Below are 25,081 nucleotides of genomic sequence, written 5' to 3'. Positions count from 1 at the left end.
GGGTCAGTCGAAGTCGATCGGCCCGAGCTCCAGCGGCGGCTCGGCCATCGCCTCGACCTGCTCGTGCAGCTGCGTGGTCTGCTGGCCCCAGTAGCCGGGGCCGCCGAACCACGGGAACGCGGCGGGGAAGGCCGGATCGTTCCAGCGCTCGGCGATCCACGCGCTGTGGTGGATCATGCGCAGCGTGCGCAACGGCTCGATCAGCGCGAGCTCGCGGGTGTCGAAGCGGCGGAACTGGCGATAACCCGCCAGGACAGCGGCCAGCTGCGAACGCATCGACGCGGGGTTGCCGGACAGCAGCATCCACAGGTCCTGGATCGCCGGGCCGTTGCAGGCATCGTCCAGGTCGACGATGTGCGGCCCTTCTTCGCGCCACAGGATGTTGCCGGGGTGGCAGTCGCCGTGCAGGCGAATGATCGAGAGCGGCTGGACCGCGGCGAAGGCGGCATCGATCGCTTCCAGTGCGGCATCGCACGCACGGCGCCAGCCATCGAGCTGCGCCGGCGGGATCAGGTCGAGCGCCAGGATGCGGTCCCGCGCTGCATGGCCGAAGGTCTGCGGATCGAGTCGGCGCCGCGTCGCGAACGGCCGTTCAGCGCCGACCGCATGCAGCCGGCCGATGAACCGCCCCAGCCAGCGCAGCGTCTCGAGGTCTTCCAGCTCCGGCCCGCGGCCGGCGCGGCGCGGGTAGGCAGCGAAGCGGAAAGGCTGGCCGTCGAGGGTCGTGTGCACCAGCGTGGCGCCGCCGTCCAGCACCAGCGGTGCGACCACCGGCACCTCGGCCGCGGCGAGTTCCAGCGCGAAGGCGTGCTCCTCGAGGATCTGCGCGTCGCTCCAGCGGCCGGGCCTGTAGAACTTGGCCACGATCGCGCTGCCGTCCTCGAGGAAGACCTGGAAGACGCGGTTCTCGTAGCTGTTGAGCTGCAGCAGCCGGCCGTCGCCATGCAGCCCCGCGCCGTCGAGCGCGTCGAGCACGGCTTGCGGCGTCAGGCGGTCGTACGGATGCTCGTGCGGCGGGGCCTGGTCAGGCGAAGAATCGGAGGTCAATGGCGCAGCGGCGGTGGGCGATGCGGCCGATCATCGCCCGTTTCGTCCGGCGGCAGCGTCGGCGGGCCTTCGTTCGGCAGCTCGCCGGCGCGGCTGGACGGGCCCAGCGCGCCCATCTCGCTGTTCGGCGCGTCGCGGCCTTCGGGCGAGAAGAAGGAGTCGTGGAAGAAGCCGGAGTCCTGCCACAGGGTCGTGCGCTCTCGGCGGCGCGACGCAACGGCCGTGGCCAGCGAGTCGCGCGCGCGGTAGACCGCCGGTGCCGGCTGCGGGCCGCGCGACGCGGCCGCGCTCTGCGGCACCAGCAGCTGCAGTTCGGGAATCGACGGCAGGTGGTCGACCGGGCAGCGCAGGTAGCGCACGCGGCAGGCCCCCAGCACCGCCTGCTTGATCTGCATCGAGCGTGTCTGGTTCGCGCGGTCGCTGGCGAGGTCGATGGCTGCCAGCACGCGGCCGTTGGCGCTGCAGATCGCGAAGGTGACGTGGATCGAGCCCAGCAGCTCGTACCAGTAGCGCACCTGCTGCGGATCGTTCGGCTGACAGAAGCGCACGAGCGGCAGCTTCGACAGCACGATGTGATGCGGCAGCGCCTCGCGCAGCTGGCGATAGACGCGGCGCTCGTCGGTGCTGAACACCGGTCGTGCGGTCAGCGCCCATTCCTGCGGCAGCGGCTTGGGTTTGGCGGGCTTGCGCGGCCTCAACCAGAACCACACCACGGCGGGCGCCAGGACTGCGACGGCGACCAGGGCGATGATCCAGGGAAGGGTCTGCTGCATGGGCCTCGGACTACTTGCGACGGCCAGATCAGCCGCGCGGCACGGCACACAGCAGTGAGGGAAGCACGAGGAACTGGCGGTCGGATGATATTACCGTCGCCCCTGCGGGCCCGGCCCCCTCGGGCTCGGGGGCGCCGCGCCGCCGCGTGCTCAATTCGGGGGAAAAGGCGTCCCCGGATCGCGGGGGCCAGCGGCCTGCCGCAACGGCAGGTCAGCCCCCCGCCGGACCGCTCTTGCCGACGCCGGAGCGCACCTCGACCAGCGCGTCGATGAAGTTTTCGACCGCGCGCGCCTGCTGCTTCAGCTGGTAGTCGATCGCCGCCGCGCTCTCGCCGACCAGCTGCTCGACCTGCGAGGCCAGCGTCTCCGGCGGCAAGGTCAGCGTTGCATCCGACTCGCCGCCGCTGCGCTGCACCGTGGCGCCGGCCTTGCGCGCGATGCGCAGCATCGCGGTGTTCTCGCTCAGCGCGTGGATGAAGAGCTTGTCGATGCCGCGGTTGCGGGCATGCAGCATCGCGTGTTCGAACAGGCGCGCACCGAAGCCGCGGCCCCGCAGATGCTCGGCGACCGAGCCGCCGAACTCGGCCGGCGTGTCGGCCGGGTAGCCGTCGCCCGCATAGGCCAGGTGCGCCAGCGCGATCACCTTCAGCTTGCGGTTGAAGACACCGAACACCTCGTCGCGATCGAAGTCCAGCCCGTCGACGTAGCGTTCGATCTGTGCATCGGTGGCGGGAAAGCCGAAGCGCAGGTAGCGATCGTGCTCGGACAGCGAGAGCAGGTGCTCGAGGATGCGCGGCCGGTGGGCCGGCCCCAGCGAGCGGATCGGAATCCAGCTGCGCTCGGGCGGTTTCTTGGCCGGCGCGTCCGGTGGCAGCGCGGCGCCGAGCGCCTGGTTGCGGTCCGCGTGCTGCGGGTCCGAGGGGCCGTGGGCGTCTATCGAAGCGGTCATCGAAGACCTCCGACTAAGTGATTACCCGGATACTAGCGGGCTGGCGGCGCCGGCCGTAGTCAAGTCTCCCGGTCGCCGACTCCGGCCATGCCCGGTGGGGCGGCGCTTGTGGCTATAATCCGCGGCTTCCCCAAAACGGCGGGGTGGAGTGTGGGCGCCAAGATTGCAGCGATGCGATCGGCGCCGCGGGCCCTGAGAGGCTGCCTTGATAAGCAGTTCCGAAGGCCACCCGGGCTCCGAACAGCCGTCTTCCGGTGATTCTGCGCCGGCCACCTGATCTTATCGATGACAGGCGGCCGAGCAGGGTGACCTTGATCCCAGAGAGACCCTCATGAAGACCTTCAGCGCCAAGCCGGCCGAAGTGAAGCACGAGTGGTTTGTGCTCGATGCCACCGACAAGGTGCTCGGACGTGTCGCCAGCGAAGTGGCACTCCGACTGCGCGGCAAGCACAAGGCCATTTACACGCCTCACGTCGATACCGGTGATTTCATCATCATCGTCAACGCCGACAAGATCCGCGTCACCGGCAACAAGGCCGAAGACAAGGTGTACTACCGCCACTCGGGCCACCCGGGCGGCATCTACGCCACCAAGTTCAAGGACATGCAGGCGCGTCATCCCGGCCGTGCGATCGAGAAGGCCGTCAAGGGCATGCTGCCCAAGGGCCCGCTCGGCTACGCGATGATCAAGAAGCTGAAGGTGTACGCCGGTGGTTCGCACCCGCACACCGCCCAGCAGCCGAAGGCGCTGGAAATCTAAGGAGCGGTGATGATCGGCAATTGGAACTATGGCACCGGCCGCCGCAAGTCTTCGGTGGCCCGCGTGTTCATCAAGCGTGGCGAAGGCCAGATCGTGGTCAACGGCAAGCCCGTCGACCAGTACTTCGGCCGCCAGACCTCGATCATGATCTGCAAGCAGCCGCTGCTGCTGACGAACAACGAGGCCACCTTCGACATCAAGGTGAACGTGTCCGGCGGTGGTGAATCCGGCCAGGCCGGCGCGGTCCGTCACGGCATCACCCGCGCGCTGATCGACTACGACGCGACGCTGAAGCCCGACCTGAGCCGTGCCGGCTTCGTGACGCGCGACGCGCGTGAAGTCGAGCGCAAGAAGGTCGGCCTGCACGGCGCCCGCCGCCGCAAGCAGTTCAGCAAGCGCTGACCGAGGTTTCGCGTTCCGCGAAGCATCCCGACGAGGGCCGCCCCAGTGCGGCCCTTGTCGTTTCTCGGCCCTTGTCGTCCCTGGAGCCCGTCCACGTCGACCCATGCGCTGGAAGCTGCTGCGCCGCCGCCTGTCGATCAGTGCCCCGCGCGTCATCGTGCGGCGGCACCTGCCGTGGCCGTTGCGCTGGGCTTTCGTTGCGCTGGTGCTGGGCTTCTCGGGCGCGATCGCGCTGTGGGCCTTCGAGCTCGGCAAGGACATCGCGGGCCTCGACCGCCAGGCCAAGGCCGAGCTGGCGCAGCTGCGCGACGAGGTCGGACGGCTGCGCCAGCAGCGCGATGCGGCCCAGTCGCTCGCCCATGCGGCCGACAGCCTGCTTAAAAGCGAACGCGCGGCCCAGGACAAGCTGGCGCAGCAGCTGCGCCAGCTCGAGGCGGCCAACATGGCGCTGCAGGCCGACCTGGGTTTCTTCGAGAAATTGCTGCCGGCAGGGCCGGCCGACCAGGGCGTGGCCGTGCGCAGCCTGCAGGTCGAGCCGCAGATGCCGGGCCGGCTGCGCTACCAGTTGCTGCTGATGCAGAGCGGCAAGGCGGCGCCGGAGTTTGCCGGCCACGTCGAGCTGACGCTGGCCGGCACGCTCGACGGCCGGCCATGGATGCTGGCTGCACCGGACGGCCCGCGCGCGCTGAAGCTGAAGCAGTACGCCCGCCTCGAAGGTGTGCTCGAGCACCCGCCGGGGGCCGTGGTAAAAACCGTGCAGGTCAAGGTGACCGATGCAGGCGGCGCCGTGCGCGCCACGCAGACCACCCGGCTCTAGCCCGATCCAGGGCACCGGGTCCAGCCCAACCGAGGAGGCTTCCACGATGTGGTCCGGCAAGAAGGCGCAACCGCCGATCCGTTCGCTCGTCGGCGAGGGCACGCGCATCAGCGGCGAGCTGCGTTTCCAGGACGGCCTGCGCATCGACGGCGAGGTGCAGGGCGACGTGATCGCGTCGGGCGAAGCGCGCAGCATCCTCGTGATCAGCGAGAAAGCCCGGGTACAGGGCAAGGTGAAGGCCGACCATGTGATCATCAACGGTGAAGTCACCGGCCCGGTCGAGTCGAACGAGTTGCTTGAATTGCAGCCGAAAGCCCGCATCGTGGGAGATGTGCGCTACGAGCTGCTCGAGATGCACCCCGGTGCGCTGATCGAGGGCGAGTTGCGCCCGCTCAAGGCCGGCGAGCGGCCGGCACTGAAACTGGCGGCCTCGAACGATGCCTGATCACGACGCCTGAACCGTTCCGAGTATCCTTGTTGTCTGTCTGTTGGAGTCCTCAAAGCCATGACCGCCGTCGCTGAAACCCTGGCCCCTGAATCGAATGCAATGCCTGCGCCGCTGGTCTTCACCGACAGCGCCGCGAGCAAGGTGGCCGACCTGGTCGCCGAAGAAGGCAACCCCGACCTGAAGCTGCGCGTCTTCGTGCAGGGTGGCGGCTGCTCCGGCTTCCAGTACGGCTTCACCTTCGACGAGGTGGTCAACGACGACGACACGCAGATGAACAAGAACGGTGTCACGCTGCTGATCGACGCGATGAGCCTGCAGTACCTGGTCGGCGCCGAGATCGACTACAAGGAAGACCTGCAGGGCGCGCAGTTCGTGATCAAGAACCCGAACGCGCAGACGACCTGCGGCTGCGGATCGAGCTTCTCGGTCTGACGCGCACCCGATCCCCTTCAGAAGCCGCCTGCGGGCGGCTTTTTGCTGCGCGAACGGTTGGGCAGAGCGGCGTGACGCCGTTCAGCACGCCGGATGCAGCACGCCCAGCACGCGCGGGCCGCGCGCGCCGGTGACCTCCGGCCGGTTGCCCGGCCGCCGCTCGACGAAGGCCTGCGCGAGCCAGGCGAAAGCCGCCGCTTCGACCTGCAGCGGCGGCAGGCCGGCCTCCGCCGTCGAGCCGACGACGATGCCCGGCAGCAGCGCGGTGAGCCGCCGCATCAGGTGGCCGTTCAGCGCCCCGCCGCCGCAGACCAGCAGGCGGCTCGTTGACGGGGCATGGCGTTGCAGCGCCTGCGCCGCGCTGCGCGCGGTGAGCTCGGCGAGCGTCGCCTGCACGTCGGCCGCCTGAAGGCCCGGCTGCGCCGCCAGGCCGGCAGCCAGCCAGGCCGGATCGAAGAGATCGCGGCCGGTGCTCTTCGGCGGCGCGCGCTGGAAGAAGGGCTCGGCCAGCCATTGCGCCAGCAGCGCTTCGCGCACCGCGCCGCTGGCCGCCCAACGGCCGTCGTCGTCGAACGCGGCGCCGTGGTGGCGCTCGCACCAGTGGTCCATCAGCGTATTGCCGGGCCCGGTATCGAATCCACCGACCGAGCCGTCGGCATGCAGCAGGCTCAGGTTGGCGATGCCGCCGATGTTCAGCACCGCCAGCGCCTCGCCCGGGCGGCCGAAGCGCGCGGCGTGGAAGGCGGGCACCAGCGGGGCACCCTGTCCGCCGGCCGCGACGTCGCGGCTGCGGAAGTCGCAGACCACGTCGATCCCGCAGCGCTCCGCCAGCAGTGCGCCGTTGAGCAACTGGACGGTGTAGCCGGTGCCGTCGAACTCGGCCGGCCGGTGGCGCACGGTCTGGCCATGGGCGCCGAGCGCGCGGATGTCTGCGGTAGCGGCACCGGCTTCGGCGAGCAGCATGTGCACCGCGGCGGCGTACAGCTCGGCGACGGCATTGGCCGCCAGCGCGGCGCGATGGACCTCGTCGTCGCCGCGGCGGTTCAGCGCCAGCAGCTCGGCGCGTAGCGCGTCGGGCATCGGCCGGTGCGCATGCGCGCGCACCTGCATCGGCGCGTTCGCGGGAAAGCGGGCGAGCACGGCATCGACGCCATCGAGCGAGGTGCCCGACATCAGGCCGATGAACCAAGGGGTCACGGGACTACCCTCCGCACGGCTGAGCCCTTCGGAACGGCCGGCGGGGTCACGACGGTGAGGTTTACTCGCCGTCTCCGCGGCGGCCGATCAGCGATTCGGCGGCATCGAGCTGCGCACTGGCGGCCGCCGCCGTCTGCAGGAAGCGCGGACGGGCGGTGGCGTCGATCACCACCGTCTCGGCGGCGCGTGCGATCTTCAGCGGGTCCTGGAACTGGCCGCCGACGCGGAATTCGAAGTGCAGGTGCGGGCCGGTGGCCCAGCCGGTCGCGCCAACGAGACCGACGCGCTGGCCCTGCTCGACCCGCTGACCCTTGCGGACCTCGAGCTTGCTCAGGTGCGCGTAGACGGTGGTCTTGTCGCCGCCGTGCTTGACCTGCACGACGTTGCCGTAGCCGTTCTGCCAGCCGGCGAAATCGACGACGCCGTCGCCGACCGTGCGCACCGGCGTGCCGCTCGGCGCGCCATAGTCGACGCCGTTGTGCGCCCGCCAGGTCTGCATGATCGGATGCAGGCGCATCGCGAAGCCGGAAGTGATGCGCGAGAACTCCATCGGGCTGGCGAGGAACGCGCGCTTCTTGCTCTGGCCGTCCGGGCTGAAGTAGGCGCCGCGACCGTGGCCGTCCTTGAACCAGACCGCCTGCGCGGTCTTGCCGTTGTTCGTGAACTCGGCGGCCAGGATGCGCCCGGTGCCTTCGTTCCAGGTGATCGGCTGGTCGTCGGCCGTCAGCGCCTCGAAGACGACGCTGAACGTGTCGCCCTTGCGCAGCTGGCGGTGGAAGTCGATCTCGGTCGAGAAGATGTCGACCATCTGCGTGGCGATGCTGTCGGGCAGCTTCGCCTCGTCGGTGGCGGCGAACAGCGACGAGCGGATCGTGCCGCTGCCCAGGCGCACCTGGCCGATAAGGGGCGCAGTTTCCAGCCGCGTCAGCCAGCGACCGGCGACGCGGCTGATCGTCAGGCGGCTGAAGTGGGTGGCGGTCTGCGCGCTGTCCAGCGCCGGGAAGCGCGCGACCAGTTCCTTCAGCGCGCCGCCGTCGTCTGTGGTCACCTGGACCATCTTGCCGGCACGCCCTTCCAGCAGGCGGCGCGCGTCGCGGTCGCTGCGGATGAAGGCGGCGGCCGAGGCATCGGCGACGCCGAGGCGGCGCAGCAGGCTGTCAGCGGTGTCGCTGGCGCGCGTCAGGTCGCTGCGCGACAGCTCCAGCGCATGCTGGGCGAGCGCTTCGAGCTGCTGGTCGATGCCGGTAAGCGTCAGCTCTTCAGTGACAAGGCGTTGCGGCAGTTCGGCGGCATCGGGCGCCATCGGCGCGATACCGAAGGCCGTGACCGCGAAGCCGGCGAGCACGGTGCACACGCCCGCCGCGACCCGGCGCGGATGCCGGTGGGCCGCATCGTTCAGGCGCTGCAGCAGCGACAGCGATGTTTGCTTGATCGAATTCAACAAAAAAGTCCCTACCCAGGCTTCGACCGGCCAGGCCGAGCGATGAACAGGAGGCTGCGGGGAGCGTCCCCTAGAATCGAGGGCCGCTCGGGGGCGGGACCTGGCCGACCGCCAGGGCACCCAGTGTCCTGAACCCCGCAAACGAGGCGGCAGTATAACAACCGGGTCCTTCGGGTCGCTTCGTAGAACCCCGTAAACCCGCAAATCCAGCACCGATGTCAAGCCCCCAATCCAGCAGTGTGGCGGCGGCGCCGCAATTCCCGGTCACCGATCGCGCCCGCGAAGCGCTGGCGATCACCCAGCGCGGCTGCGAGGAGCTGCTGCCGGCCGACGAGTGGCTGCGCAAGCTGGCGCGCTCGGAAGCCACCGGCCAACCGCTGCGCATCAAGTTCGGCCTGGACCCGACCGCGCCCGACCTGCACCTGGGCCACACGGTGGTGTTCCAGAAGATGCGCCAGCTGCAGGACATGGGCCACACGGTGATCCCGCTGATCGGCGACTTCACGTCGATGATCGGCGACCCCTCCGGCCGCAACTCGACCCGCCCGCCGCTGACGCGCGAGCAGATCGAGGACAACGCCAAGACCTACTTCGATCAGCTGGCGCTGGTGCTGGACATCGAGCGCGCCGAGGTCCGACGCAACAGCGAATGGAGCGACCCGCTCGGCGCGCGCGGGATGATCCAGCTGGCGGCGCGCTACACGGTGGCGCGCATGATGGAGCGCGACGACTTCCACAGGCGCTTCCACGCCAGCACGCCGATCAGCGTGCACGAGTTCCTGTACCCGCTGATGCAGGGCTACGACTCGGTGGCGCTGAAGTCCGACCTCGAGCTCGGCGGCACCGACCAGAAGTTCAACCTGCTGATGGGCCGGCACCTGCAGCAGGAGTACGGCCAGGAGCCGCAGTGCATCCTGACGATGCCGCTGCTCGAAGGCACGGACGGCGTCGAGAAGATGTCCAAGAGCAAGGGCAACTACATCGGCATCACGGAAGCACCGAACACGATGTTCGCGAAGCTGCTGTCGATCAGCGACACGCTGATGTGGCGCTACTTCACGCTGCTGAGCGCGCTGCCGGCCGAACGCATCGCGGCGCTGAAGACCGAGGTCGAAGGCGGTCGCAATCCGAAGGACGCCAAGGTGATGCTCGCGCGCGAGATCGTCACCCGCTTCCACGGTGCGTCGGCGGCCGACGGCGCCGAGCGCGACTTCGAGCTGCGCGCCCGCGGCGGCATCCCGGACCAGATCGACGAGGTGCAACTGGGCGGCGCGCCGCTGGCGATCGGCGCGCTGCTGAAGCAGGCGGGCCTGGCGCCGTCGACCAGCGAGGCGCTGCGCCTGATCGACCAGGGCGGCGTGCGCATCGACGGGGCAGTGATCAGCGACCGCGGGCTGAAGGTCGACGCCGGCACCTGCGTCGTGCAGGTGGGCAAGCGCAAGTTCGCGCGGGTGACGCTGACGGCCTGAGCGCCATCGCCCGCAATGCCGGCGCCGGTTTCGGACCGGATCGCCGGCAATGACCGGGAAACCCCGGGCTTTCGCGTCGATCCGGCCGCTGCCGGCTCCTTCACAATGACCGTCATGTTGACGTCGACCGGCCGCCGCGGCTTCTGCTGCCTGCTCGGGGCCCTGATTTCCGGCCTCGCCGGCGCCGCACAGGCCGGTCCTCCGGCCGCCGAGATGGCGCGCATCGAGCGCCTGATCGTGATGGTCGGCACGCGCAAGGACATGCGCCTCGTGCGCAACGGCAAGGAACACGACACCGACACCGCGGTGCAGTTCCTGCGCGGCAAGCTCCGGTACTACTCGGACGACATCAAGACCGCCGAGGACTTCATCACCCTCTGCGGCACGCGCTCGACGACCACCGGCCAGCTCTACTGGGTGCGCCTGACCGACGGGCGCGAGATGCCGGCCGGCGACTTCCTGCGCGTGGAGCTGGCGCGGCTGGACAAGGCCGCCGCCGCGAGCGGTCGCTAGCGGCTTCGTGCTGGCGCTGGTGCAGCGGGTCAGCGAGGCCCGCGTCGAGGTCGACGGCCAGGTCGTGGGCGCGATCGGCGCCGGGCTGCTGGTGCTGGTCTGCGCTGAACCCGGCGACACCGACCTGCAGGCCGGCAAGCTGGTCGACAAGCTGCTGAAGCTGCGCATCTTCAGCGATCACGCCGGCAAGATGAACCGCAGCGTCGTCGACATCGGCGGCGGGCTGCTGATCGTCAGCCAGTTCACGCTGGCGGCCGACGTGTCGGGCGGCAATCGCCCGAGCTTCACCGGTGCGGCCGGTCCCGAGCTGGGCCGGCGGCTCTACGAGAAAGTGCTCGAACTGGCCCGCGCACGCCACCCACAGGTGGCGGCGGGGCAGTTCGGGGCCGACATGAAGGTCAGCCTGACCAACGACGGTCCTGTGACGATTCCGCTCCAGATCGCCTGACCGGCGCCCTGCGCCGGCCCGGGCTTCAGGCTCGGTCGACGATCAATCGGCGTACTGGCCGGCAGCCTTGATGGCCGGGCCCCACTTGTTGATCTCGGCCTCGACGAACTTCTTGTGCTCGGCACCGTTGACGCGGCCATCGGTCACCACGACGGCGCCGAGCGCTTCTTCGCGCTTGATGAAGTCGGCATCCTTCAGCGCGGCCTTCAGCGCGGTGTTGATCTTGTCGAGCGCGGCCTTCGGCGTGCCCTTGGGCGCGTAGAGGCCGTGCCAGATCGACACGTTGAAGCCCTTCAGGCCGGACTCGTCGAGCGTGGGCAGCTTGGCCAGCGCCGGCGTCGTCAGGCGCTTGGCCGTGGTCACCGCGTAGGCCTTGATCTTGCCGGACTCGATCTGGCCGGTGGTATTGGTCGTCTGGTCGCACATGATGTCGACCTGGCCGCCGAGCAGGTCGTTCATCGCCGGCGCGGTGCCCTTGTACGGCACCGTGGTCATGTCGATCTTCAGGCTCTGCTGGAACAGCAGGCCGCACAGGTGCGACGCGGCGCCCAGGCCGGCATTGGCGAGGTTGATCTTGCCCTTGTTCTGCTCGAGCCACTTCAGCAGCTCGGCCATGTTGTTGGCCGGCAGGGTGGGCCGGCCGACGACGGTCATCGGCACCTCGTTGATCATGCCGAGGTACTCGAAGTCCTCGAGCGTCTTGTAGGGCAGGTTGCGGTACAGCGCCGGCGAGGTGGCCATGCCGATGTGATGCAGCAGCAGCGTGTAGCCGTCCGGCGCCGCCTTCGACACCTTCGACGCACCCAGCGTGCCGCCGGCGCCGCCGACGTTCTCGATCACGATGACTTGGCCGATCTTCGTGCGCAGCGCCTCGCCGAGGTCGCGGGCGACCTTGTCGGTCGGGCCACCGGCCGCGAAGGGCACGACGATGGTGATGGGCTTCTCGGGGTACTCGGCGGCAGCGGTGCCGGCGATGGCGGCCAACGTGGTGGCGAGCAGCAGCTTCTTCATCTCGGTCTCCTGGTCTTTCGGGGACGGTAGGGAAGCCGGATGCTAAGAGCGGGTCGATCCCGCCGACTGTCGGGAACTACCTAGTCAACGGCCCGCATCGTGGCGCGTTGCGCTGGATCAGTTTCCGGCCTGCCGGACTCAGCTGTAGCTGCGTGCGTCCTCGATCACCTTGCCGTCGTTGGGCAGGCCGCCCGGCGGCGTGAACTCCACCTCGCCGCGCAGCTTGGTGATGTCGCGGATGCTGGTGGCGATGGCCGCGGCGAGGCCATCGGGCGCATTCGCCACTTCCGCGCGCAGGGTCATGCGGTCGTTGGCCATCTCGCCGGAGACCACCAGGCGCGCGCGCACCACCTCGGGATGACGGCGGACGATTTCGGCGACCTGGCTCGGGTGCACGAACATGCCGCGTACCTTGGCCGTCTGGTCGGCGCGGCCCAGCCAGCCGCGGATGCGCGCGTTCGTGCGGCCGGTCGGGCAGGGCCCCGGCAGCACCGCCGACAGGTCGCCGGTGCCGAAGCGGATCAGCGGGTAGTCGGGATTCAGCACGGTGACGACGACCTCGCCGACCTCGCCGTCGTTCACCGGATCGCCGGTGCCCGGGCGCACGATCTCGAGGATCACCGCCTCGTCGAGCACCAGGCCTTCGCGGGCGGTGGTCTCGTAGGCGATCAGGCCGGCGTCGGCGGTGGCGTAGCTCTGGTAGCCCTCGATGCCGCGCTCGCGCAGCCAGTCGCGCAGCGACGGCGGGAAAGCCTCGCCGCCGACCATCGCCTTGGTGATGGAGCCGATGCGAGCGCCGGTTTCGGCGGCCTTCTCGACCAGGATCTTCAGGAAGCTCGGCGTGCCGATGTAGCCGTGCGGCCTGAGATCGGCCACCGCCTGTAGCTGCAGCTCGGTATTGCCGATGCCGCCGGCGAAGGTGGTGCAGCCGATGGCGTGCGCACCCGCTTCCATCATCGCGCCGGCCGGCGTCAGGTGGTAGCTGAAGCTGCAGTGCACCAGCTCGTTCTCGCGAAAGCCCGCGGCGTAGATCGCGCGGGCCATGCGCCAGTAGTCGCCTGCGATGCCTTCGGGTTCGTAGATCGGCCCGGGCGACTGGAACACGCGCTTCGCGCCGCGGCCGCCGGCGACACCCTTCCAGCCGATCGCCGAATAACCACCGAAAGGATCGTCCGCGCGCTGCGCCTTCTGCCGCTCCAGCAGCTCGTGCTTGCGCAGCACCGGCAGCGTTGCCAGCGCGGCGCGGCTCGTCACCGCTCGTGCATCGATGCCGTCGAGCAGCTCGGCCATCGCCGGGCTGGCCTGCTGCGCACGGGCGACCTGGCCCGGCAGCGCGGCCAGCAGCGCCGCTTCGCGCGCGGCGGGATCGCGCGTCTCCTGCGCGTCAAAGAAATCGCTCATCGATCCTCCTCGGTCCAGCGCGCGAGCCGGCGTTTGACTTCGTCGGTGAACTTGCGCACGTCCGGGCTGCCTGCAAGCACGAAACGGTCCCACTCCGGCGTGCCGCCGCGCATCGGGCGCTTCGCGAGGCGCGCGTCGATCTGCTTGTCGCCGGCGTCGAGCTCGATCATGCGCGAGCCCTTCAGCTCGTAGGCGTTGCCGCGTTCGGTCAGCGTGCGCAGGTCGCGCAACGTGCGCTTCAGCTGCACCAGGGCTTCCGCAGGTCTGAAAGGGGGAAGTGCAAAGAAGTCATCACTCATCGAAGAAGCTCCGCGCGCGCATGCCGGGCTCATTCAAGCGGCCACCGCGGAACCGGCTCTGCCGGGCCGCTGGTGGCGCCCCCTGGGGGGAGGCGGCCGCCAGGCCGCTACGGGGGGGTCTCATCACGCCAGCCACCGCTTGCGGCGCTTGTACGACTTCACGTCCCGGAAGCTCTTGCGGTCGCCGCCGCCCATGCCGAGGTAGAACTCCTTGACGTCCTCGTTCTCGCGCAGGTCTTTCGCGGCGCCGTCCATCACGATGCGGCCGTTCTCGAGGATGTAGCCGTAGTCGGAATAGCGCAGCGCGATGTTGGTGTTCTGCTCGGCGAGCAGGAAGGTCACGCGCTCCTTGGTGTTCAGGTCCTTCACGATCTCGAACACCTCCTCGACGATCTGCGGCGCGAGGCCCATCGACGGCTCGTCGAGCAGCACCATCTTCGGATTGGCCATCAGCGCGCGGCCGATCGCGCACATCTGCTGCTCGCCGCCGGAGGTGTAGGCGGCCTGCGAGCCGCGGCGCGTCTTCAGACGCGGGAAGTAGTTGTAGACCTTCTCCAGCGTCTGCTGCACGGCCGCCTTGCCGTCCTTGCGCGTATAGGCGCCGGTCAGCAGGTTCTCCTCGATGGTGAGGTGCGCGAAGCAGTGCCGGCCCTCCATCACCTGCACCACGCCGCGGTCGACCATCTCGGCGGTGGACAGCGCCTCGATGCGCTCGCCGCGCAGCTCGATCGAGCCCTTGGTGACTTCGCCTCGCTCGCCCGACAGCAGGTTGCTGACCGCGCGCAGCGTCGTCGTCTTGCCGGCGCCGTTGCCGCCGAGCAGCGCGACCACCTTGCCTTCGGGCACCTGCAGTGAGACGCCCTTGAGCACCAGGATCACGTGGTTGTAGATGACCTCGATGCCGTTGACGTTCAGGAGGGTGGTGTTCATGCAGCGTCTTCCTTGACTCGTTCAAGCACAGCCCGCTGCGCTTGAACGAGGGCCCGGCCCGGGCCCTCGGGATCAGCTCGACTCGAGATCAGCTCTGGCAGTCTTCCGGGGCACGCCGGGTGAGCTTCTTCTCGCCGGCGTACTTGTCGGCGGCCTGCTTGACCATCGGCTTGAGGATCTGCTCGTCGGCCTGGTACCAGTCGGAGGTGAACTGCCAGGCGTTGCCGCTCCAGGTCTGCACGCGCGCCCAGGCGGCGCCCATGTGGTCGTTGCAGCTGGTGGAGACCGGGCGCATCACGCCGGCGAAGCCCAGGCCCTCGAGCTTCTTCTGGTCGAGCGCGAGGTTCTCCAGGCCCCAGCGGGTCTGCTCGCCGCTCATCACCTTGCCCTTGCCGAAGCGCTCCTGCGCGCGGCGCACGCCTTCGACCGCCAGCATCGCGCTCATCAGGCCGCGCGTGTACAGCACGGTGCCGACTTCTTCCTTCGGGCCGGTGCCCTGGCCGGCGTCGTGCACCATCTTCAGCACGTCGGTGTGCACCTTGCCCTTGCCGGCGCCGTGCTGCAGCGCGAGGCCGTTGTAGCCCTTCGCGCCGTCGCCGACGTCCTTGACGTCGGGCTCGGCGGCCGCCCACCACACGCCGTACATCTTCTCGCGCGGATAGCCGGTGGCCACGGCTTCCTTCACCGCGGTGGAGTTCATCACGCCCCAGCCCCACAGGAAGACGTAGTCGGGCCGGCTCTGGCGGATCTGCAGCCAGGTGGCCTTCTGCTCGACACCCGGGTGGGCCACCGGCAGCAGGCTCAGGTCGAAGCCGTGCATCTTGCTGCGCTCGGTGAGCAGCGCGATCGGCTCCTTGCCGTAGGGGCTGTCGTGGTAGACGAGGGCGATCTTCTTGCCCTTGAGCTTGTCGAAGCCGCCTTCCTTCTTCGCGATGTGCTGCACCAGCACGTCGGCGGCCACCCAGTAGGTGCCTACCAGCGGGAAGTTCCACTTGAAGACCCCGCCGTCGGCCGATTCGCTGCGGCCGTAGCCGGCGGTGATCAGCGGGATCTTGTCGGTCGGTGCCTTCTCGGTCAGCGCGAAGGTGATGCCGGTGGACAGCGGCTGGAACACCGTGGCGCCGCCGTTCTTGCCCTTCAGGCGCTCATAGCACTCGACGCCCTTGTCGGTGGCGTAGCCGGTCTCGCACTCCTCGAAGCTGAGCTTGACGCCGTTGATGCCGCCCTGGGCATTCACCAGCTTCAGGTAGTCGACGTAGCCGTTGGCGAAGGGCACGCCGTTGGGCGCGTAGGCGCCGGTCCGGTACACGAGCACCGGGAAGAACTGCTCCTTGGCCTGCGCGAACGCCGGCGCCGAGAGCAGGGTGCTGCAAGCCGCCGCAACGACGCCGGCTGTCAACGCAAGGGACTTCATGTTCATGTCTGCCTCCAGAGGTGGGTACTGCTTTACTGCACTCGTCAGTGCTCTTGTGAGTCCCGAAGACTCAATGCGGGAACGGCCACAGCCGCAACTTTTCCTTGGCCGTAGACCACAGCCGCGCGATGCCGTGCGGCTCGACGATCAGGAAGAACACGATCAGCGCGCCGAAGATCATGAAGGTCAGGTGCGAGGCCAGGGCCGTGTCGATCGGAATGCCGAACCAGTACGGCAGGTTGTCCAGCACGATCGGCAGCACGACGATGAACGCGGCGCCGAAGAAGCTGCCCATGATCGAGCCCAGGCCGCCGATGATCACCATGAACAGCAGCTGGAACGAGCGGTCGATCGAGAAGGCCGCCGGCTCCCACGAGCCCAGGTGCACGAAGCCCCACAGCGCGCCGGCGACGCCGACGAAGAACGAGCTGACGGCGAACGCGGTGAGCTTCGCGTGCATCGGCCGGATGCCGATCACCGCGGCCGCGACGTCCATGTCGCGCATCGCCATCCAGGCGCGGCCCATGTGGCCGCGCACCAGATTCTTCGCGATCAGCCCGAACACCAGCACGAAGGCGAGGCAGAACAGGTACTTCTCGGCCGGCGTGTCGATCTTCCAGCCCAGGATGGACAGGTCGCCGACGGACACCGAGCCCGACGACGAGTCGTTGGTGAACCACTTGATTCGCAGGAAGGCCCAGTCGGTGAAGAACTGCGCCGCCAGGGTCGCGACCGCCAGGTACAGGCCCTTGATGCGCAGCGACGGAATGCCGAACACCACGCCCACCACCGTCGCACAGACGCCGCCCATCAGGATCGCCAGCACCAGCGGCATGCCGTCGATGCGGATCAAGAAGTTGTAGGCCGCGTAGGCGCCCACCGCCATGAAGCCGCCGGTGCCCAGCGAGATCTGGCCGCAGTAGCCGACCAGGATGTTCAGCCCCAGCGCGGCGAGCGAGAGGATCAGGAAGGGGATCAGGATCGCGCGGAACAGGTATTCCGGCGCGACCAGCGGCACGGCGACGGCCGCCAGCACCAGCAGCGACAGCATCACGACCTTGTCCTGCAGGATCGGGAAGATCTGCTGGTCGGCACGGTAGGAGGTCTTGAACTGGCCGTTCTCGCGGTAGAGCATGATCGGTCTCCGGTGTGTTTGTGCGTTAGACGCGATCGATGATCTTCTCGCCGAACAGCCCCTGCGGCCGCACCAGCAGCACCAGCAGCACGACGACGTAGCCGAACCAGATCTCGATGCCGCCGCCGACCAGCGGGCCGACGAAGACCTCGGACAGCTTCTCGCCCACACCGAGGATCAGCCCGCCGATGATCGCGCCGGGCACCGAGGTCAGCCCGCCCAGGATCACCACCGGCAGCGCCTTCAGCGCCAGCACCGACAGCGAGAACTGCACGCCGAGCTTGCTGCCCCAGATGATCCCGGCAACCAGCGCGACGAAGCCGGCGACCGACCAGACGATGACCCAGATGCGCTTCAGCGGAATGCCGATCGACTGCGCGGCCTGGTGGTCGTCGGCCACCGCACGCAGCGCGCGGCCGGTGCCGGTGTACTGGAAGAACAGGCTCAGCACGATCACCAGCGCGGCGGCGATCACCGCGGCGTAGAGGTCTTCCTTGTTCACCAGGATGCCGCCCTGGAACAGGGTGTCCATCAGGAACAGCGGGTCCTTCGGCAGGCCGACGTCGATCTTGTAGATGTCGCTGCCGAAGATGGTCTGGCCGAAGCCGTCGAGGAAGTAGGTGATGCCCAGCGTGGCCATCAGCAGGGTCACGCCCTCCTGGTTGACCAGCTTGCCGAGCACCAGCCGCTCGATCAGCCAGGCGACGGCGATCATCACCAGCATCGCCGCGACGAAGGCCAGCAGGTTGGCGAGGACCTTGTTGTCCAGGCCCATCAGTTTCGGGATCCAGTCGGAGAAGCGCGCCATCGCCAGCGCGGCGAACAGCACCATCGCGCCCTGCGCGAAGTTGAAGACGCCGGAGGCCTTGAAGATCAGCACGAAGCCGAGCGCCACCAGGCCGTAGAGCATGCCGCTCATCAGGCCGCCGATGAAGGTTTCGAGGAAGAAGCCCATGGTCGTTTCTGCCTGCTCAGTGCGAGGTGCCGAGGTACGCCGAGATGACGTCCTCGTTGCGGCGCACCTCGTCGGGCGTGCCGTCGCCGATCTTCTTGCCGTAGTCGAGCACGACGACGCGGTCGCTGATGTCCATCACCACGCCCATGTCGTGCTCGATCAGAACGATGGTCGAGCCGAACTCCTCGTTGACGTCGAGCACGAAGCGGCACATGTCCTGCTTCTCCTCGACGTTCATGCCGGCCATCGGCTCGTCGAGCAGCAGCACCTGCGGCTCCATCGCCAGCGCCCGGCCGAGGTCGACGCGCTTCTGCAGGCCGTAGGGCAGCCGGCCGACCGGTGTCTTGCGCCAGGCCTGGATCTCGAGGAAGTCGATGATGTGCTCGACGAACTCGCGGTGCTGCATCTCCTCGCGTTCGGCGGCGCCGAGGCGCCAGGCCTGCTGGAAGATGTTCGACTTCATCTTCAGGTTGCGGCCGGTCATGATGTTGTCGATCACGCTCATGCCCTTGAACAGCGCCAGGTTCTGGAAGGTGCGCGCGATGCCCATCTCGGCGACCTGGCGCGAGTTCATGTGGCTGAAGGTCTTGCCGCGGAAGGTGATCGAGCCCTGCTGCGGCGTGTAGACACCGTTGATGCAGTTGAGCATCGAGCTCTTGCCGGCGCCGTTCGGGCCGATGATGGCGCGGATCTCGTGCTCGCGGACGTCGAACGAGATGTCGGTCAGCGCCTTGACGCCGCCGAAGGCGAGCGAGATGTTGCGCACGTCCAGCACCACTGGGCCGGCGACGCGGGCCGCGGGCGCGGCGGCATCGTTGGCGGCTTGACCGGTGCCATGGTTGTCGGCCGTTAGCGTCGCGTAGGCGGTGGTGGCGGTCATGCGGCTCTCCGGACAGCGGGGAAGGTCTTCACGTCGACGATCTTCAAGGTGGCCGACACGGCGCCAGAGCGCCCGTCCTCGAACTTCACCGCCGTCTCGATGAACTGCTCGGTCTTGCCGCCGTACAGGGCGTCGACCAGCACCTGGTACTTGTCGCCGATGTGGCCGCGACGGACCTTGCGGGTGCGGGTCAACTCGCCGTCGTCGGCATCGAGCTCCTTGTGCAGGATCAGGAAGCGGCTGATCTGGCTGCCGGCGAGCTTCTCGTCGGCGGCGAGGTCGGCGTTGACCTTCTCGACGCAGTCGCGGATCAGCTCGTAGACCTCGGCCTTCTGCGCCAGGTCGGTGTAGCCGGCATAGGGCAGGTTGCGCTTCTCGGCCCAGTTGCCGACGGCCTCGAAGTCGATGTTGATGAAGGCGCAGACCCGTTCGCGCTTGTCGCCGAAGGCCACCGCTTCCTTGATGTGCGGGAAGAACTTCAGCTTGTTCTCGACGTACTTCGGGGCGAACATCGCGCCGTCGTTCGGGCCGCCGATCAGCCGCCCGACATCCTTCGCGCGGTCGATGATCTTCAGGTGCCCGCCGGCGTCGAGGAAGCCGGCATCGCCGGTGTGGTACCAGCCGTCGGCGGTCAGCACCTCGGCGGTGGCGGCCGGGTTCTTGTAGTACTCCTTCAGCAGGCCCGGCGACTTCACCAGGATCTCGCCCGAGTCGGCCAGCTTGATCTCGACGCCGGCGATCGGCACCCCGACCGTGTCGGCCTTGGCCTCGTTGTCCGGCTGCAGGCAGACGAACACGGCCGTCTCGGTCGAGCCGTAGAGCTGCTTCAGGTTGATGCCGATCGAGCGGTAGAAGGTGAACAGGTCCGGCCCGATCGCCTCGCCGGCGGTGTAGGCCACGCGCACCCGCGAGAAGCCCAGCGTATTGCGCAGCGGGCCGAAGATCGCCAGGTCACCGAGCTTCCACTTGAGCTTGTCGAGCCCGCTGACCGGCTTGCCGTCCATCAGCGCCGGGCCGACGCGGCGCGCGACCGCCATGCAGCGGTGGAACAGCCAGCGCTTGAACGCACCAGCGTCCTCCATGCGGATCATCACGCTCGTCAGCAGGCCTTCGAAGATGCGCGGCGGCGCGAAGTAGTAGGTCGGGCCGACTTCCTTGAGGTCGATCGTCACGGTGGCCGCCGACTCGGGACAGTTGACGACATAGCCGCAAGCCAGCCACTGGGCGTAGCTGAAGATGTTCTGGCCGATCCACGCCGGCGGCATGTAGGCCAGCACTTCCTCGTCGGCGGTCAGCTTGTCGAAGACCTTGCCGGCGTTGGCGCGGTCGAGCAGCGTGAAGTGCGTGTGCACCACGCCCTTCGGGTTGCCGGTGGTGCCGGAGGTGAAGAACATCGCCGCGACGTCGTGCGGCTGGCCGGCGTTGACCTGCGCGTCGTAGAGCCCCGGGTCGCGCTGGTCGCGCTGTGCACCCTCGGATGCCAGCGCATCGAGCGAAGCCAGCCCCGGCTCGTCGTACTTGCGCAGGCCGCGGTCGTCGTCGTACCAGATGCGCGCCAGATGCATGCACTGCGGACGGATCTCGAGCAGCTTGTCGACCTGCTCCTGGTCCTCGACCACCGCGTAGCGCACCTCGGCGTTGTTCAGCGGGAAGACGAACTCGGCCGAAGCCGCGTCCTGGTACAGCGGCACCGGGATCGCGCCCAGCGACTGCGCTGCCAGCATCGATGCGTACAGCCGCGGCCGGTTGTCGCCGATCACGACGACGTGCTCGCCGCGCTTCACGCCGGCCTCGACGAAGCCGCAGGCGATGCGGCGCACCAGCACCGCCAGCTCGCCCCAGGTGACGGTCTGCCAGATGCCGTACAGCTTCTCGCGCAACGCCGCGGCATGCGGCCGCTGGCGGGCGTGGTCGAGCATCAAGCGGGGGAAGGTCGTTTGCACCTGCGGCTCCTTCGGGCGAGGCGGACCGGTCGAGTGACCGGGACCTCGTTGGACGCGGATGCTAGGGACAAGTTTGACGTCATGATGTCGGTCCAACGACAATCCTAGGGTCCGACCCGAGCGGACTTTCCCGTGGTAGGAGATTGAGCATGGTCATGTCGGCCGCGTCGTCGCTGCGCGAGCGTGCGCGCTCGCCCTCGTCGGCGGAACTGCAGAGCATCCCGTGGCTGCGGGTGCTGGATGCCGACGACCGGCAGCGCATGGCGCGCATCTTGGTCGTCGCGCATGCCGAACCCGGCGACCGCATCTGCCGCGTCGGGCGTGCGCCGACCTACTGGTTCGGCGTCGTCGACGGCCTGCTGAAGATGAGCAACGACAGCAAGGGCGGCGCGCAGATCACCTTCACCGGCATCCCGCCCGGCGCGTGGTTCGGCGAAGGCACGCTGCTCAAGCGCGAGGTCTACCGCTACAACATCGAAGCCCTGCGCCGCAGCACGGTGGCCGGACTGCCGATCGACGAGTTCCATGCGCTGCTCGACCGCAGCATCCCGTTCAACCGCTTCGTGATGAACCAGCTCAACGAGCGGCTCGGGCAGTTCATCGCCGCGCGCGAGATCGACCGCCAGAACCACCCAGACGCGCGGGTCGCGCGCAGCCTCGCGGCGCTGTTCCACCCCATCCTTTACCCCGGCGTCGGCGAGCTGCTGCGCATCACGCAGCAGGAGCTCGCCTACCTCGTCGGCCTGTCGCGCCAGCGGGTGAACCAGGCGCTGCGCGCGCTGCAGGACCAGAACGTGATCCGCATCGAGTACGGCGGGCTTCGTGTGCTGGACCTCGCGGGGCTGCGCGAGTATTCGTTCGACAACCCGGTGTCGAAACCCTGAGGGCATAACGCCAGATCGGCGCGTCCTGCGGAGTCGCCGGTGGACGGCTTCGCCGGCGTTCAGCGCAGGTTGGCGACGCCGGCCGCGACATGCCCCGCGGGCACGTGTGGCGCCGCACCGTCGACATGGCGCGTCTGGTCGTCGAAGAAGAAGTCGGGCTCGAACTCGCGCAGGAACTCGCCCTTCGGCAGGCCGCCGAGGAACATCGCCTCGTCGATCTCGATGTGCCAGTCCATCAGCGTGCGGATCGCTCGTTCGTGGGCCGGTGCGCTGCGGGCGGTGACCAGCGCGGTGCGGATGCGCATGCCGGCGGAATCGGCGTCATCGAGCTTCTGCAGCTTGTGCAGCGCGGCCAGCAGCGGCTTGAACGGTCCGGGCGCCAGCGGCGTTGTCGCCTGCGTGCGCTCGTGCAGTTGGAAGGCGTCGAGCCCGTCGCGCTGGTAGACGCGCTCCGCCTCGTCGGAGAACAGCACCGCGTCGCCGTCGAAGGCAATGCGCACCTCGTGGGGGTGGCGCTCGCTGGCCCGCGCGCTGTGCGGCAGCACGCGCGCGGCCGGCACGCCGGCATCGAGCGCCGAGCGCACGTCGGCCTCGTTGGTCGACAGGAAGAGCTGCGCGGCCAGCGGCTTCAGGTAGCGCCACGGCGCCGCGCCGCGGGTGAAGACGCCGCGCTCGATGGGCAGCTCGTAGTGGCGGCAGGAGCGGAAGACGCGCATGCCCGACACCGGGTCGTTGCGCGACAGGATCACCACCTCGACCTGCGGTGTGCCCGCCGCATTGAACGCCAGCAGCTTGCGAACCAGCGAGAACGCGACACCCGGCCGCGCCGGCTCGTCCAGGCGCGCCAGCTGCAGCGCCATGTAGGCGCGGTCGTCGTGCGCCTCGAAGATGCGGTTCTCGTCCTCGAAGTCGAACAGCGCGCGCGACGACAGCGCGACGACGAGACGATTGGCCAGGCGGTTCGCGAGGCGGTCGGCGGCAGGAGGGCCCATGGTCGGCGCATCTTAGGCGCCGCCGGGCCCGGCCCGGCCCGGATCGCGGCCGGGCGGCTACTGCATGAAGCCGATGGGGCTGCGCTTGCCGTGCGGATCGGGCAGGTCCTTCAGCTCGATCGCATCGCGGCCGTCGAGCCGCGCATTGCCGAAGGCCGTCATCCAGGCGCGCCGCATCTCGCGCGGCGCGAGCCCGGCCATCTGCTCGAGCACGCTTTCAGCCGGCTCCGGCGCGAAGCGCTGGCCCCAGTGGTGGTGGCCGCGGATGCCGGCGTACAGCCGCAGCGCGATGATGCGCGCGGCGTCGCGGTCGGGCATCTGCACCTCGTAGACATTGACGCGGTTGAGGATCGGCTCGGGGATCGCGCGCTCGTCGTTGGCGGTGGCCACCCAGATCACCTGGCTGGCGTCGACCGCGACCTCGGCGAACTCGTCGATGAAACTCTCGGCGGTGTCGTGCTCCAGCAGGCTGTACAGCGCGCCCAGCGGGTCGTAGGCATGTTCGCCGCGCGCCTTGTCGATCTCGTCGACCACCATTACCGGGTTCGCGTACTGGCCGTCGACCAGCGTCTCGAACACCTTGCCCGGCCGCGCGCCCTTCCATTGCGACGACGCCCCCGACAGCACCCAGCCGGCGGTCAGCGAGCTCATCGAGACGAAGCCCATGCCGGTGCCCAGCAGCTGGGCGACCTCGCGCGCGAAGTGCGTCTTGCCGACGCCCGGGGGGCCCAGCAGCAGCATCGGCGTGATTTCCAGCGCGTCGCGGCTGTCCTGGCACAGCGCAAGCTGACGCCGGATGTCGTCGAGCGCTTCGTGGAAGTTCGGCAGCTCCTCGTACAGGTGGTCCATCGCCGGCAGGCCCGAGGGCTTGACCTGGAAGCGCTCCGCCCCTTTTTCGAGCATGCGCTCATAGGTGCTGCGCAGCGATTCGTGCTCCTTCGGCGGCAGCTTGGTCAGCCGGCGCTCGACCTCCTCGCAGCGGTAGACGCGCCGCATGTTGGCGATCGGAATGCCGCCGCGATGCGGTGCGTGGCGAACCGGCACCAGATCGGTCGACGTCGATTCGGAGGGCAGGTGAGACATGGCGTGCTCCCGAAGTCAGCGATTGCATTGCAGCAGACGGCGGCCGGGGTGAGCAACTGAAAAGGATCACGTTCCGGGCGCAGTTGACCTTGTGCACCTAGCAAGGCTCGCGCCCGTCGCCGGCCAAAACCTTCCGCGGCCCTCCTGCAACGCAACAAACGAAACCCGCGTCGACCGCCGGCGAAGGCCGCCTGAAACGGGCGCTGCCGACACTGCCGTCACCCCGAACACAGAACCGCCGTCCCAGGAGCCCGCCATGACCGCCACCGCCACGATGCCCGCCGCCGCCTTCACCGCCGCGCCGATGCTCGACGCGGACGAGGCCGGCCTGCCGACCTGGCTGTACCGCAGCGAAGCCTTCGCCGAGGACCTGCTGGGCGGCGACGACGCCATGGCTGCCCCGTCCGCCGTGAGTCGCCCGGTGCCGGCGCTGCTGTACGGCGCGACGCTCGCCGCCGCGCTGATCGCGCTGTGGCCGGCCGCCGGCCTGGTCGCCTGAGGCGACAACGCTGAACGACAGCGCTGAAACAATTGAATCATGGCGCGGCTTGAATCGAAGCCGCGCTGAAACCCGCCCCTCACAGGATCGCCGCCACCACCATGCTTGCCATGCCTACCACCGCCGATCGTTCCGCACGGCCCGCCATGGCTTCCGTCGCGGCCCCGGTTGCGGCCCCGGGAGTGACCGCGATGACTTCAACTGAACCCGATCCCGTTCCGCGCCTGCTGGTGGTGGATGACGAGGGCGAGCTGCGTTCGCTGCTCGCCGAATATTTCGGCCGCCACGGCTTCGAGGTGCGCACCGCCCAGGACGCCGCCGTCGCGCGCCAGCTGTTCGCCGATTCGTTGCCCGACGTCGCGATCCTCGACGTCAACATGCCGGGCGAGAACGGCCTGTCGCTCGCGCGCTGGCTGCGCGACACGCACCCGCGCGTCGGCCTGGTGATGCTGACCACGGCCGGCGAAGCGGTCGACCGCATCGTCGGCCTCGAGCTCGGCGCCGACGACTACCTGCCCAAGCCCTTCGAGACGCGCGAGCTGCTGGCCCGTGTGCGTGCGCTGCTGCGCCGCATCGGCAGCACCGCCGAGGCGCCGGCCGCCGCGGCGAACGCGCCGGCGGCCGTCGTGCCGGTGGCCCCGCCCGGCCAGCGCATCGCCTTCGGCGCCTGCCAGCTCGACCTCGACGAGCGCCGCCTCTTCGGTGCCGACGGCGCCGAGATCCCGATCACCGCCGCCGAGTTCGACCTGCTGGCGCTGTTCGCCCGCCATCCGAACCGGCCGCTGAACCGCGACCAGATCATGGAACAGGCGCACAACCGCGGCTGGGACGTGTTCGACCGCTCGATCGACCTGCGCGTGATGCGGCTGCGCCGCAAGATCGAGCGCAACCCGGACAAGCCGGAGGTCATCAAGACCGTGCGCAACGTCGGCTACGTGTTCGTGCCGAACGCGCAGTGA

At 68.9% G+C, this 25,081-nt stretch carries 27 protein-coding genes; 11 read left to right on the top strand and 16 right to left on the bottom strand.

The genetic code is table 11. The features are described 5' to 3' along the window. Positions 1-3: 3 nt before the first annotated feature. The 3 genes from P1K89_RS08080 to P1K89_RS08070 all read right to left on the bottom strand — a co-directional run bounded on the left by P1K89_RS08080 (position 4) and on the right by P1K89_RS08070 (position 2,769). Positions 4-1,047, bottom strand: a complete 1,044-nt coding sequence (locus P1K89_RS08080; protein WP_284615864.1) for a serine/threonine protein kinase — start codon at positions 1,045-1,047, stop codon at positions 4-6. Continuing rightward, a complete protein-coding gene (locus P1K89_RS08075) occupies positions 1,044-1,820 on the bottom strand; it encodes a DUF2726 domain-containing protein (protein WP_284615863.1) in 777 nt (258 codons plus the stop codon). The genes P1K89_RS08080 and P1K89_RS08075 overlap by 4 nt, the downstream gene beginning before the upstream one ends. Positions 1,821-2,031: 211 nt before the next feature. Next, the gene (locus P1K89_RS08070) at positions 2,032-2,769 is read right to left on the bottom strand and encodes a GNAT family N-acetyltransferase (protein WP_284615862.1); all 738 of its coding nucleotides are present in this window, start codon (positions 2,767-2,769) and stop codon (positions 2,032-2,034) included. Positions 2,770-3,100: 331 nt separating this feature from the next. Between P1K89_RS08070 and rplM the strand changes: the two genes are divergently transcribed. The 5 genes from rplM (at position 3,101) to erpA (ending at position 5,628) form a co-directional block, all read left to right on the top strand. After that, a complete protein-coding gene (gene rplM / locus P1K89_RS08065; RefSeq protein ID WP_284615861.1) occupies positions 3,101-3,529 on the top strand; it encodes a 50S ribosomal protein L13 in 429 nt (142 codons plus the stop codon). Between the two features lie 9 nt (positions 3,530-3,538). Continuing rightward, positions 3,539-3,931, top strand: coding sequence for a 30S ribosomal protein S9 (gene rpsI, locus P1K89_RS08060; RefSeq protein ID WP_284615860.1), 393 nt, complete (start codon positions 3,539-3,541; stop codon positions 3,929-3,931). Positions 3,932-4,034: 103 nt separating this feature from the next. Then, positions 4,035-4,748, top strand: a complete 714-nt coding sequence (locus tag P1K89_RS08055; RefSeq protein ID WP_284615859.1) for a DUF6776 family protein — start codon at positions 4,035-4,037, stop codon at positions 4,746-4,748. A gap of 46 nt (positions 4,749-4,794) precedes the next feature. After that, positions 4,795-5,193 carry a bactofilin family protein gene (locus P1K89_RS08050; protein WP_284615858.1) on the top strand — a complete coding sequence of 133 codons (399 nt, stop codon included), beginning with the start codon at positions 4,795-4,797 and terminating at the stop codon, positions 5,191-5,193. 60 nt (positions 5,194-5,253) lie between these two features. Next, complete coding sequence (erpA, locus tag P1K89_RS08045; protein ID WP_284615857.1) at positions 5,254-5,628, top strand: iron-sulfur cluster insertion protein ErpA; 375 nt, start codon at positions 5,254-5,256, stop codon at positions 5,626-5,628. 81 nt (positions 5,629-5,709) lie between these two features. Here erpA and P1K89_RS08040 read toward each other — a convergent pair whose 3' ends face one another. Continuing rightward, on the bottom strand, positions 5,710-6,825 hold the full coding sequence (locus tag P1K89_RS08040; protein ID WP_284615856.1) for an anhydro-N-acetylmuramic acid kinase: 1,116 nt from the start codon (positions 6,823-6,825) through the stop codon (positions 5,710-5,712). Positions 6,826-6,886: 61 nt separating this feature from the next. After that, entirely contained in the window at positions 6,887-8,269 is a 1,383-nt protein-coding gene (locus P1K89_RS08035) for a M23 family metallopeptidase (protein ID WP_439897959.1), read from the bottom strand. Positions 8,270-8,481: 212 nt separating this feature from the next. Between P1K89_RS08035 and tyrS the strand changes: the two genes are divergently transcribed. From tyrS to dtd, 3 genes are all read left to right on the top strand, one after another. Continuing rightward, positions 8,482-9,735 carry a tyrosine--tRNA ligase gene (tyrS, locus tag P1K89_RS08030; protein ID WP_284615854.1) on the top strand — a complete coding sequence of 418 codons (1,254 nt, stop codon included), beginning with the start codon at positions 8,482-8,484 and terminating at the stop codon, positions 9,733-9,735. Positions 9,736-9,849: 114 nt separating this feature from the next. After that, on the top strand, positions 9,850-10,248 hold the full coding sequence (locus P1K89_RS08025) for a DUF5329 family protein (protein WP_284615853.1): 399 nt from the start codon (positions 9,850-9,852) through the stop codon (positions 10,246-10,248). Between the two features lie 7 nt (positions 10,249-10,255). After that, on the top strand, positions 10,256-10,696 hold the full coding sequence (gene dtd / locus P1K89_RS08020) for a D-aminoacyl-tRNA deacylase (protein ID WP_284615852.1): 441 nt from the start codon (positions 10,256-10,258) through the stop codon (positions 10,694-10,696). Positions 10,697-10,738: 42 nt separating this feature from the next. Here dtd and P1K89_RS08015 read toward each other — a convergent pair whose 3' ends face one another. From P1K89_RS08015 to P1K89_RS07975, 9 genes are all read right to left on the bottom strand, one after another. Beyond that, positions 10,739-11,707, bottom strand: coding sequence for a tripartite tricarboxylate transporter substrate binding protein BugD (locus P1K89_RS08015; protein ID WP_284615851.1), 969 nt, complete (start codon positions 11,705-11,707; stop codon positions 10,739-10,741). 138 nt (positions 11,708-11,845) lie between these two features. Next, positions 11,846-13,108 carry a phenylacetate--CoA ligase family protein gene (locus P1K89_RS08010; RefSeq protein WP_284615850.1) on the bottom strand — a complete coding sequence of 421 codons (1,263 nt, stop codon included), beginning with the start codon at positions 13,106-13,108 and terminating at the stop codon, positions 11,846-11,848. Further along, on the bottom strand, positions 13,105-13,407 hold the full coding sequence (locus P1K89_RS08005) for a hypothetical protein (RefSeq protein WP_284615849.1): 303 nt from the start codon (positions 13,405-13,407) through the stop codon (positions 13,105-13,107). Before P1K89_RS08005 ends, P1K89_RS08010 begins: the two co-directional genes overlap by 4 nt. A 123-nt stretch (positions 13,408-13,530) precedes the next feature. Next, a complete protein-coding gene (locus tag P1K89_RS08000; RefSeq protein ID WP_284615848.1) occupies positions 13,531-14,337 on the bottom strand; it encodes an ABC transporter ATP-binding protein in 807 nt (268 codons plus the stop codon). Between the two features lie 88 nt (positions 14,338-14,425). After that, positions 14,426-15,757 carry an ABC transporter substrate-binding protein gene (locus P1K89_RS07995; protein ID WP_284615847.1) on the bottom strand — a complete coding sequence of 444 codons (1,332 nt, stop codon included), beginning with the start codon at positions 15,755-15,757 and terminating at the stop codon, positions 14,426-14,428. Positions 15,758-15,821: 64 nt separating this feature from the next. Then, on the bottom strand, positions 15,822-16,886 hold the full coding sequence (locus P1K89_RS07990; protein WP_284615846.1) for a branched-chain amino acid ABC transporter permease: 1,065 nt from the start codon (positions 16,884-16,886) through the stop codon (positions 15,822-15,824). A gap of 25 nt (positions 16,887-16,911) precedes the next feature. Continuing rightward, complete coding sequence (locus P1K89_RS07985) at positions 16,912-17,841, bottom strand: branched-chain amino acid ABC transporter permease (protein WP_284615845.1); 930 nt, start codon at positions 17,839-17,841, stop codon at positions 16,912-16,914. A gap of 16 nt (positions 17,842-17,857) precedes the next feature. Further along, entirely contained in the window at positions 17,858-18,721 is an 864-nt protein-coding gene (locus P1K89_RS07980) for an ABC transporter ATP-binding protein (protein ID WP_284615844.1), read from the bottom strand. Then, on the bottom strand, positions 18,718-20,664 hold the full coding sequence (locus P1K89_RS07975) for an AMP-dependent synthetase/ligase (protein WP_284615843.1): 1,947 nt from the start codon (positions 20,662-20,664) through the stop codon (positions 18,718-18,720). Before P1K89_RS07975 ends, P1K89_RS07980 begins: the two co-directional genes overlap by 4 nt. Before the next feature lie 155 nt (positions 20,665-20,819). Between P1K89_RS07975 and P1K89_RS07970 the strand changes: the two genes are divergently transcribed. Further along, a complete protein-coding gene (locus tag P1K89_RS07970; protein WP_284616340.1) occupies positions 20,820-21,548 on the top strand; it encodes a Crp/Fnr family transcriptional regulator in 729 nt (242 codons plus the stop codon). Between the two features lie 59 nt (positions 21,549-21,607). On the opposite strand, the gene P1K89_RS07965 is transcribed toward P1K89_RS07970, so the two are convergent. Together P1K89_RS07965 and P1K89_RS07960 are read right to left on the bottom strand one after the other, a co-directional pair. Further along, positions 21,608-22,540, bottom strand: coding sequence for a 5'-nucleotidase (locus tag P1K89_RS07965; RefSeq protein WP_284615842.1), 933 nt, complete (start codon positions 22,538-22,540; stop codon positions 21,608-21,610). Between the two features lie 57 nt (positions 22,541-22,597). After that, positions 22,598-23,623: an AAA family ATPase gene (locus P1K89_RS07960; protein ID WP_284615841.1), complete on the bottom strand. Its 1,026-nt coding sequence runs from the start codon at positions 23,621-23,623 to the stop codon at positions 22,598-22,600. 256 nt (positions 23,624-23,879) lie between these two features. Between P1K89_RS07960 and P1K89_RS07955 the strand changes: the two genes are divergently transcribed. Together P1K89_RS07955 and P1K89_RS07950 are read left to right on the top strand one after the other, a co-directional pair. After that, positions 23,880-24,122 carry a hypothetical protein gene (locus P1K89_RS07955; protein WP_284615840.1) on the top strand — a complete coding sequence of 81 codons (243 nt, stop codon included), beginning with the start codon at positions 23,880-23,882 and terminating at the stop codon, positions 24,120-24,122. A 191-nt stretch (positions 24,123-24,313) separates the two neighbouring features. Continuing rightward, complete coding sequence (locus P1K89_RS07950) at positions 24,314-25,081, top strand: response regulator (protein WP_284615839.1); 768 nt, start codon at positions 24,314-24,316, stop codon at positions 25,079-25,081.

Source organism: Aquabacterium humicola (assembly GCF_030167915.1).
In the GTDB taxonomy this organism is placed as follows: domain Bacteria; phylum Pseudomonadota; class Gammaproteobacteria; order Burkholderiales; family Burkholderiaceae_C; genus Pseudaquabacterium; species Pseudaquabacterium humicola.
The sequence above is the reverse complement of the archived record's forward strand: the minus strand, read 5'-3'. Positions and strand labels throughout refer to the sequence as shown.

What these genes read in the sequence shown, in the direction of transcription:
- tyrS (WP_284615854.1), top strand. Translation starts at nt 8,482, where the DNA reads ATGTCAAGCCCCCAATCCAGCAGTGTGGCGGCGGCGCCGCAATTCCCG.
- P1K89_RS08025 (WP_284615853.1), top strand. Translation starts at nt 9,850, where the DNA reads ATGTTGACGTCGACCGGCCGCCGCGGCTTCTGCTGCCTGCTCGGGGCC.
- P1K89_RS08050 (WP_284615858.1), top strand. Translation starts at nt 4,795, where the DNA reads ATGTGGTCCGGCAAGAAGGCGCAACCGCCGATCCGTTCGCTCGTCGGC.
- P1K89_RS07950 (WP_284615839.1), top strand. Translation starts at nt 24,314, where the DNA reads ATGACTTCAACTGAACCCGATCCCGTTCCGCGCCTGCTGGTGGTGGAT.
- P1K89_RS07995 (WP_284615847.1), bottom strand. Translation starts at nt 15,757, where the DNA reads ATGAACATGAAGTCCCTTGCGTTGACAGCCGGCGTCGTTGCGGCGGCT.
- P1K89_RS07960 (WP_284615841.1), bottom strand. Translation starts at nt 23,623, where the DNA reads ATGTCTCACCTGCCCTCCGAATCGACGTCGACCGATCTGGTGCCGGTT.
- P1K89_RS08075 (WP_284615863.1), bottom strand. Translation starts at nt 1,820, where the DNA reads ATGCAGCAGACCCTTCCCTGGATCATCGCCCTGGTCGCCGTCGCAGTC.
- P1K89_RS08015 (WP_284615851.1), bottom strand. Translation starts at nt 11,707, where the DNA reads ATGAAGAAGCTGCTGCTCGCCACCACGTTGGCCGCCATCGCCGGCACC.
- P1K89_RS08055 (WP_284615859.1), top strand. Translation starts at nt 4,035, where the DNA reads ATGCGCTGGAAGCTGCTGCGCCGCCGCCTGTCGATCAGTGCCCCGCGC.
- P1K89_RS08010 (WP_284615850.1), bottom strand. Translation starts at nt 13,108, where the DNA reads ATGAGCGATTTCTTTGACGCGCAGGAGACGCGCGATCCCGCCGCGCGC.
- rpsI (WP_284615860.1), top strand. Translation starts at nt 3,539, where the DNA reads ATGATCGGCAATTGGAACTATGGCACCGGCCGCCGCAAGTCTTCGGTG.
- P1K89_RS08005 (WP_284615849.1), bottom strand. Translation starts at nt 13,407, where the DNA reads ATGAGTGATGACTTCTTTGCACTTCCCCCTTTCAGACCTGCGGAAGCC.
- P1K89_RS07965 (WP_284615842.1), bottom strand. Translation starts at nt 22,540, where the DNA reads ATGGGCCCTCCTGCCGCCGACCGCCTCGCGAACCGCCTGGCCAATCGT.
- P1K89_RS07980 (WP_284615844.1), bottom strand. Translation starts at nt 18,721, where the DNA reads ATGACCGCCACCACCGCCTACGCGACGCTAACGGCCGACAACCATGGC.
- rplM (WP_284615861.1), top strand. Translation starts at nt 3,101, where the DNA reads ATGAAGACCTTCAGCGCCAAGCCGGCCGAAGTGAAGCACGAGTGGTTT.
- erpA (WP_284615857.1), top strand. Translation starts at nt 5,254, where the DNA reads ATGACCGCCGTCGCTGAAACCCTGGCCCCTGAATCGAATGCAATGCCT.
- P1K89_RS07985 (WP_284615845.1), bottom strand. Translation starts at nt 17,841, where the DNA reads ATGGGCTTCTTCCTCGAAACCTTCATCGGCGGCCTGATGAGCGGCATG.
- P1K89_RS08000 (WP_284615848.1), bottom strand. Translation starts at nt 14,337, where the DNA reads ATGAACACCACCCTCCTGAACGTCAACGGCATCGAGGTCATCTACAAC.
- P1K89_RS08070 (WP_284615862.1), bottom strand. Translation starts at nt 2,769, where the DNA reads ATGACCGCTTCGATAGACGCCCACGGCCCCTCGGACCCGCAGCACGCG.
- P1K89_RS07955 (WP_284615840.1), top strand. Translation starts at nt 23,880, where the DNA reads ATGACCGCCACCGCCACGATGCCCGCCGCCGCCTTCACCGCCGCGCCG.
- P1K89_RS07990 (WP_284615846.1), bottom strand. Translation starts at nt 16,886, where the DNA reads ATGCTCTACCGCGAGAACGGCCAGTTCAAGACCTCCTACCGTGCCGAC.
- P1K89_RS07970 (WP_284616340.1), top strand. Translation starts at nt 20,820, where the DNA reads ATGTCGGCCGCGTCGTCGCTGCGCGAGCGTGCGCGCTCGCCCTCGTCG.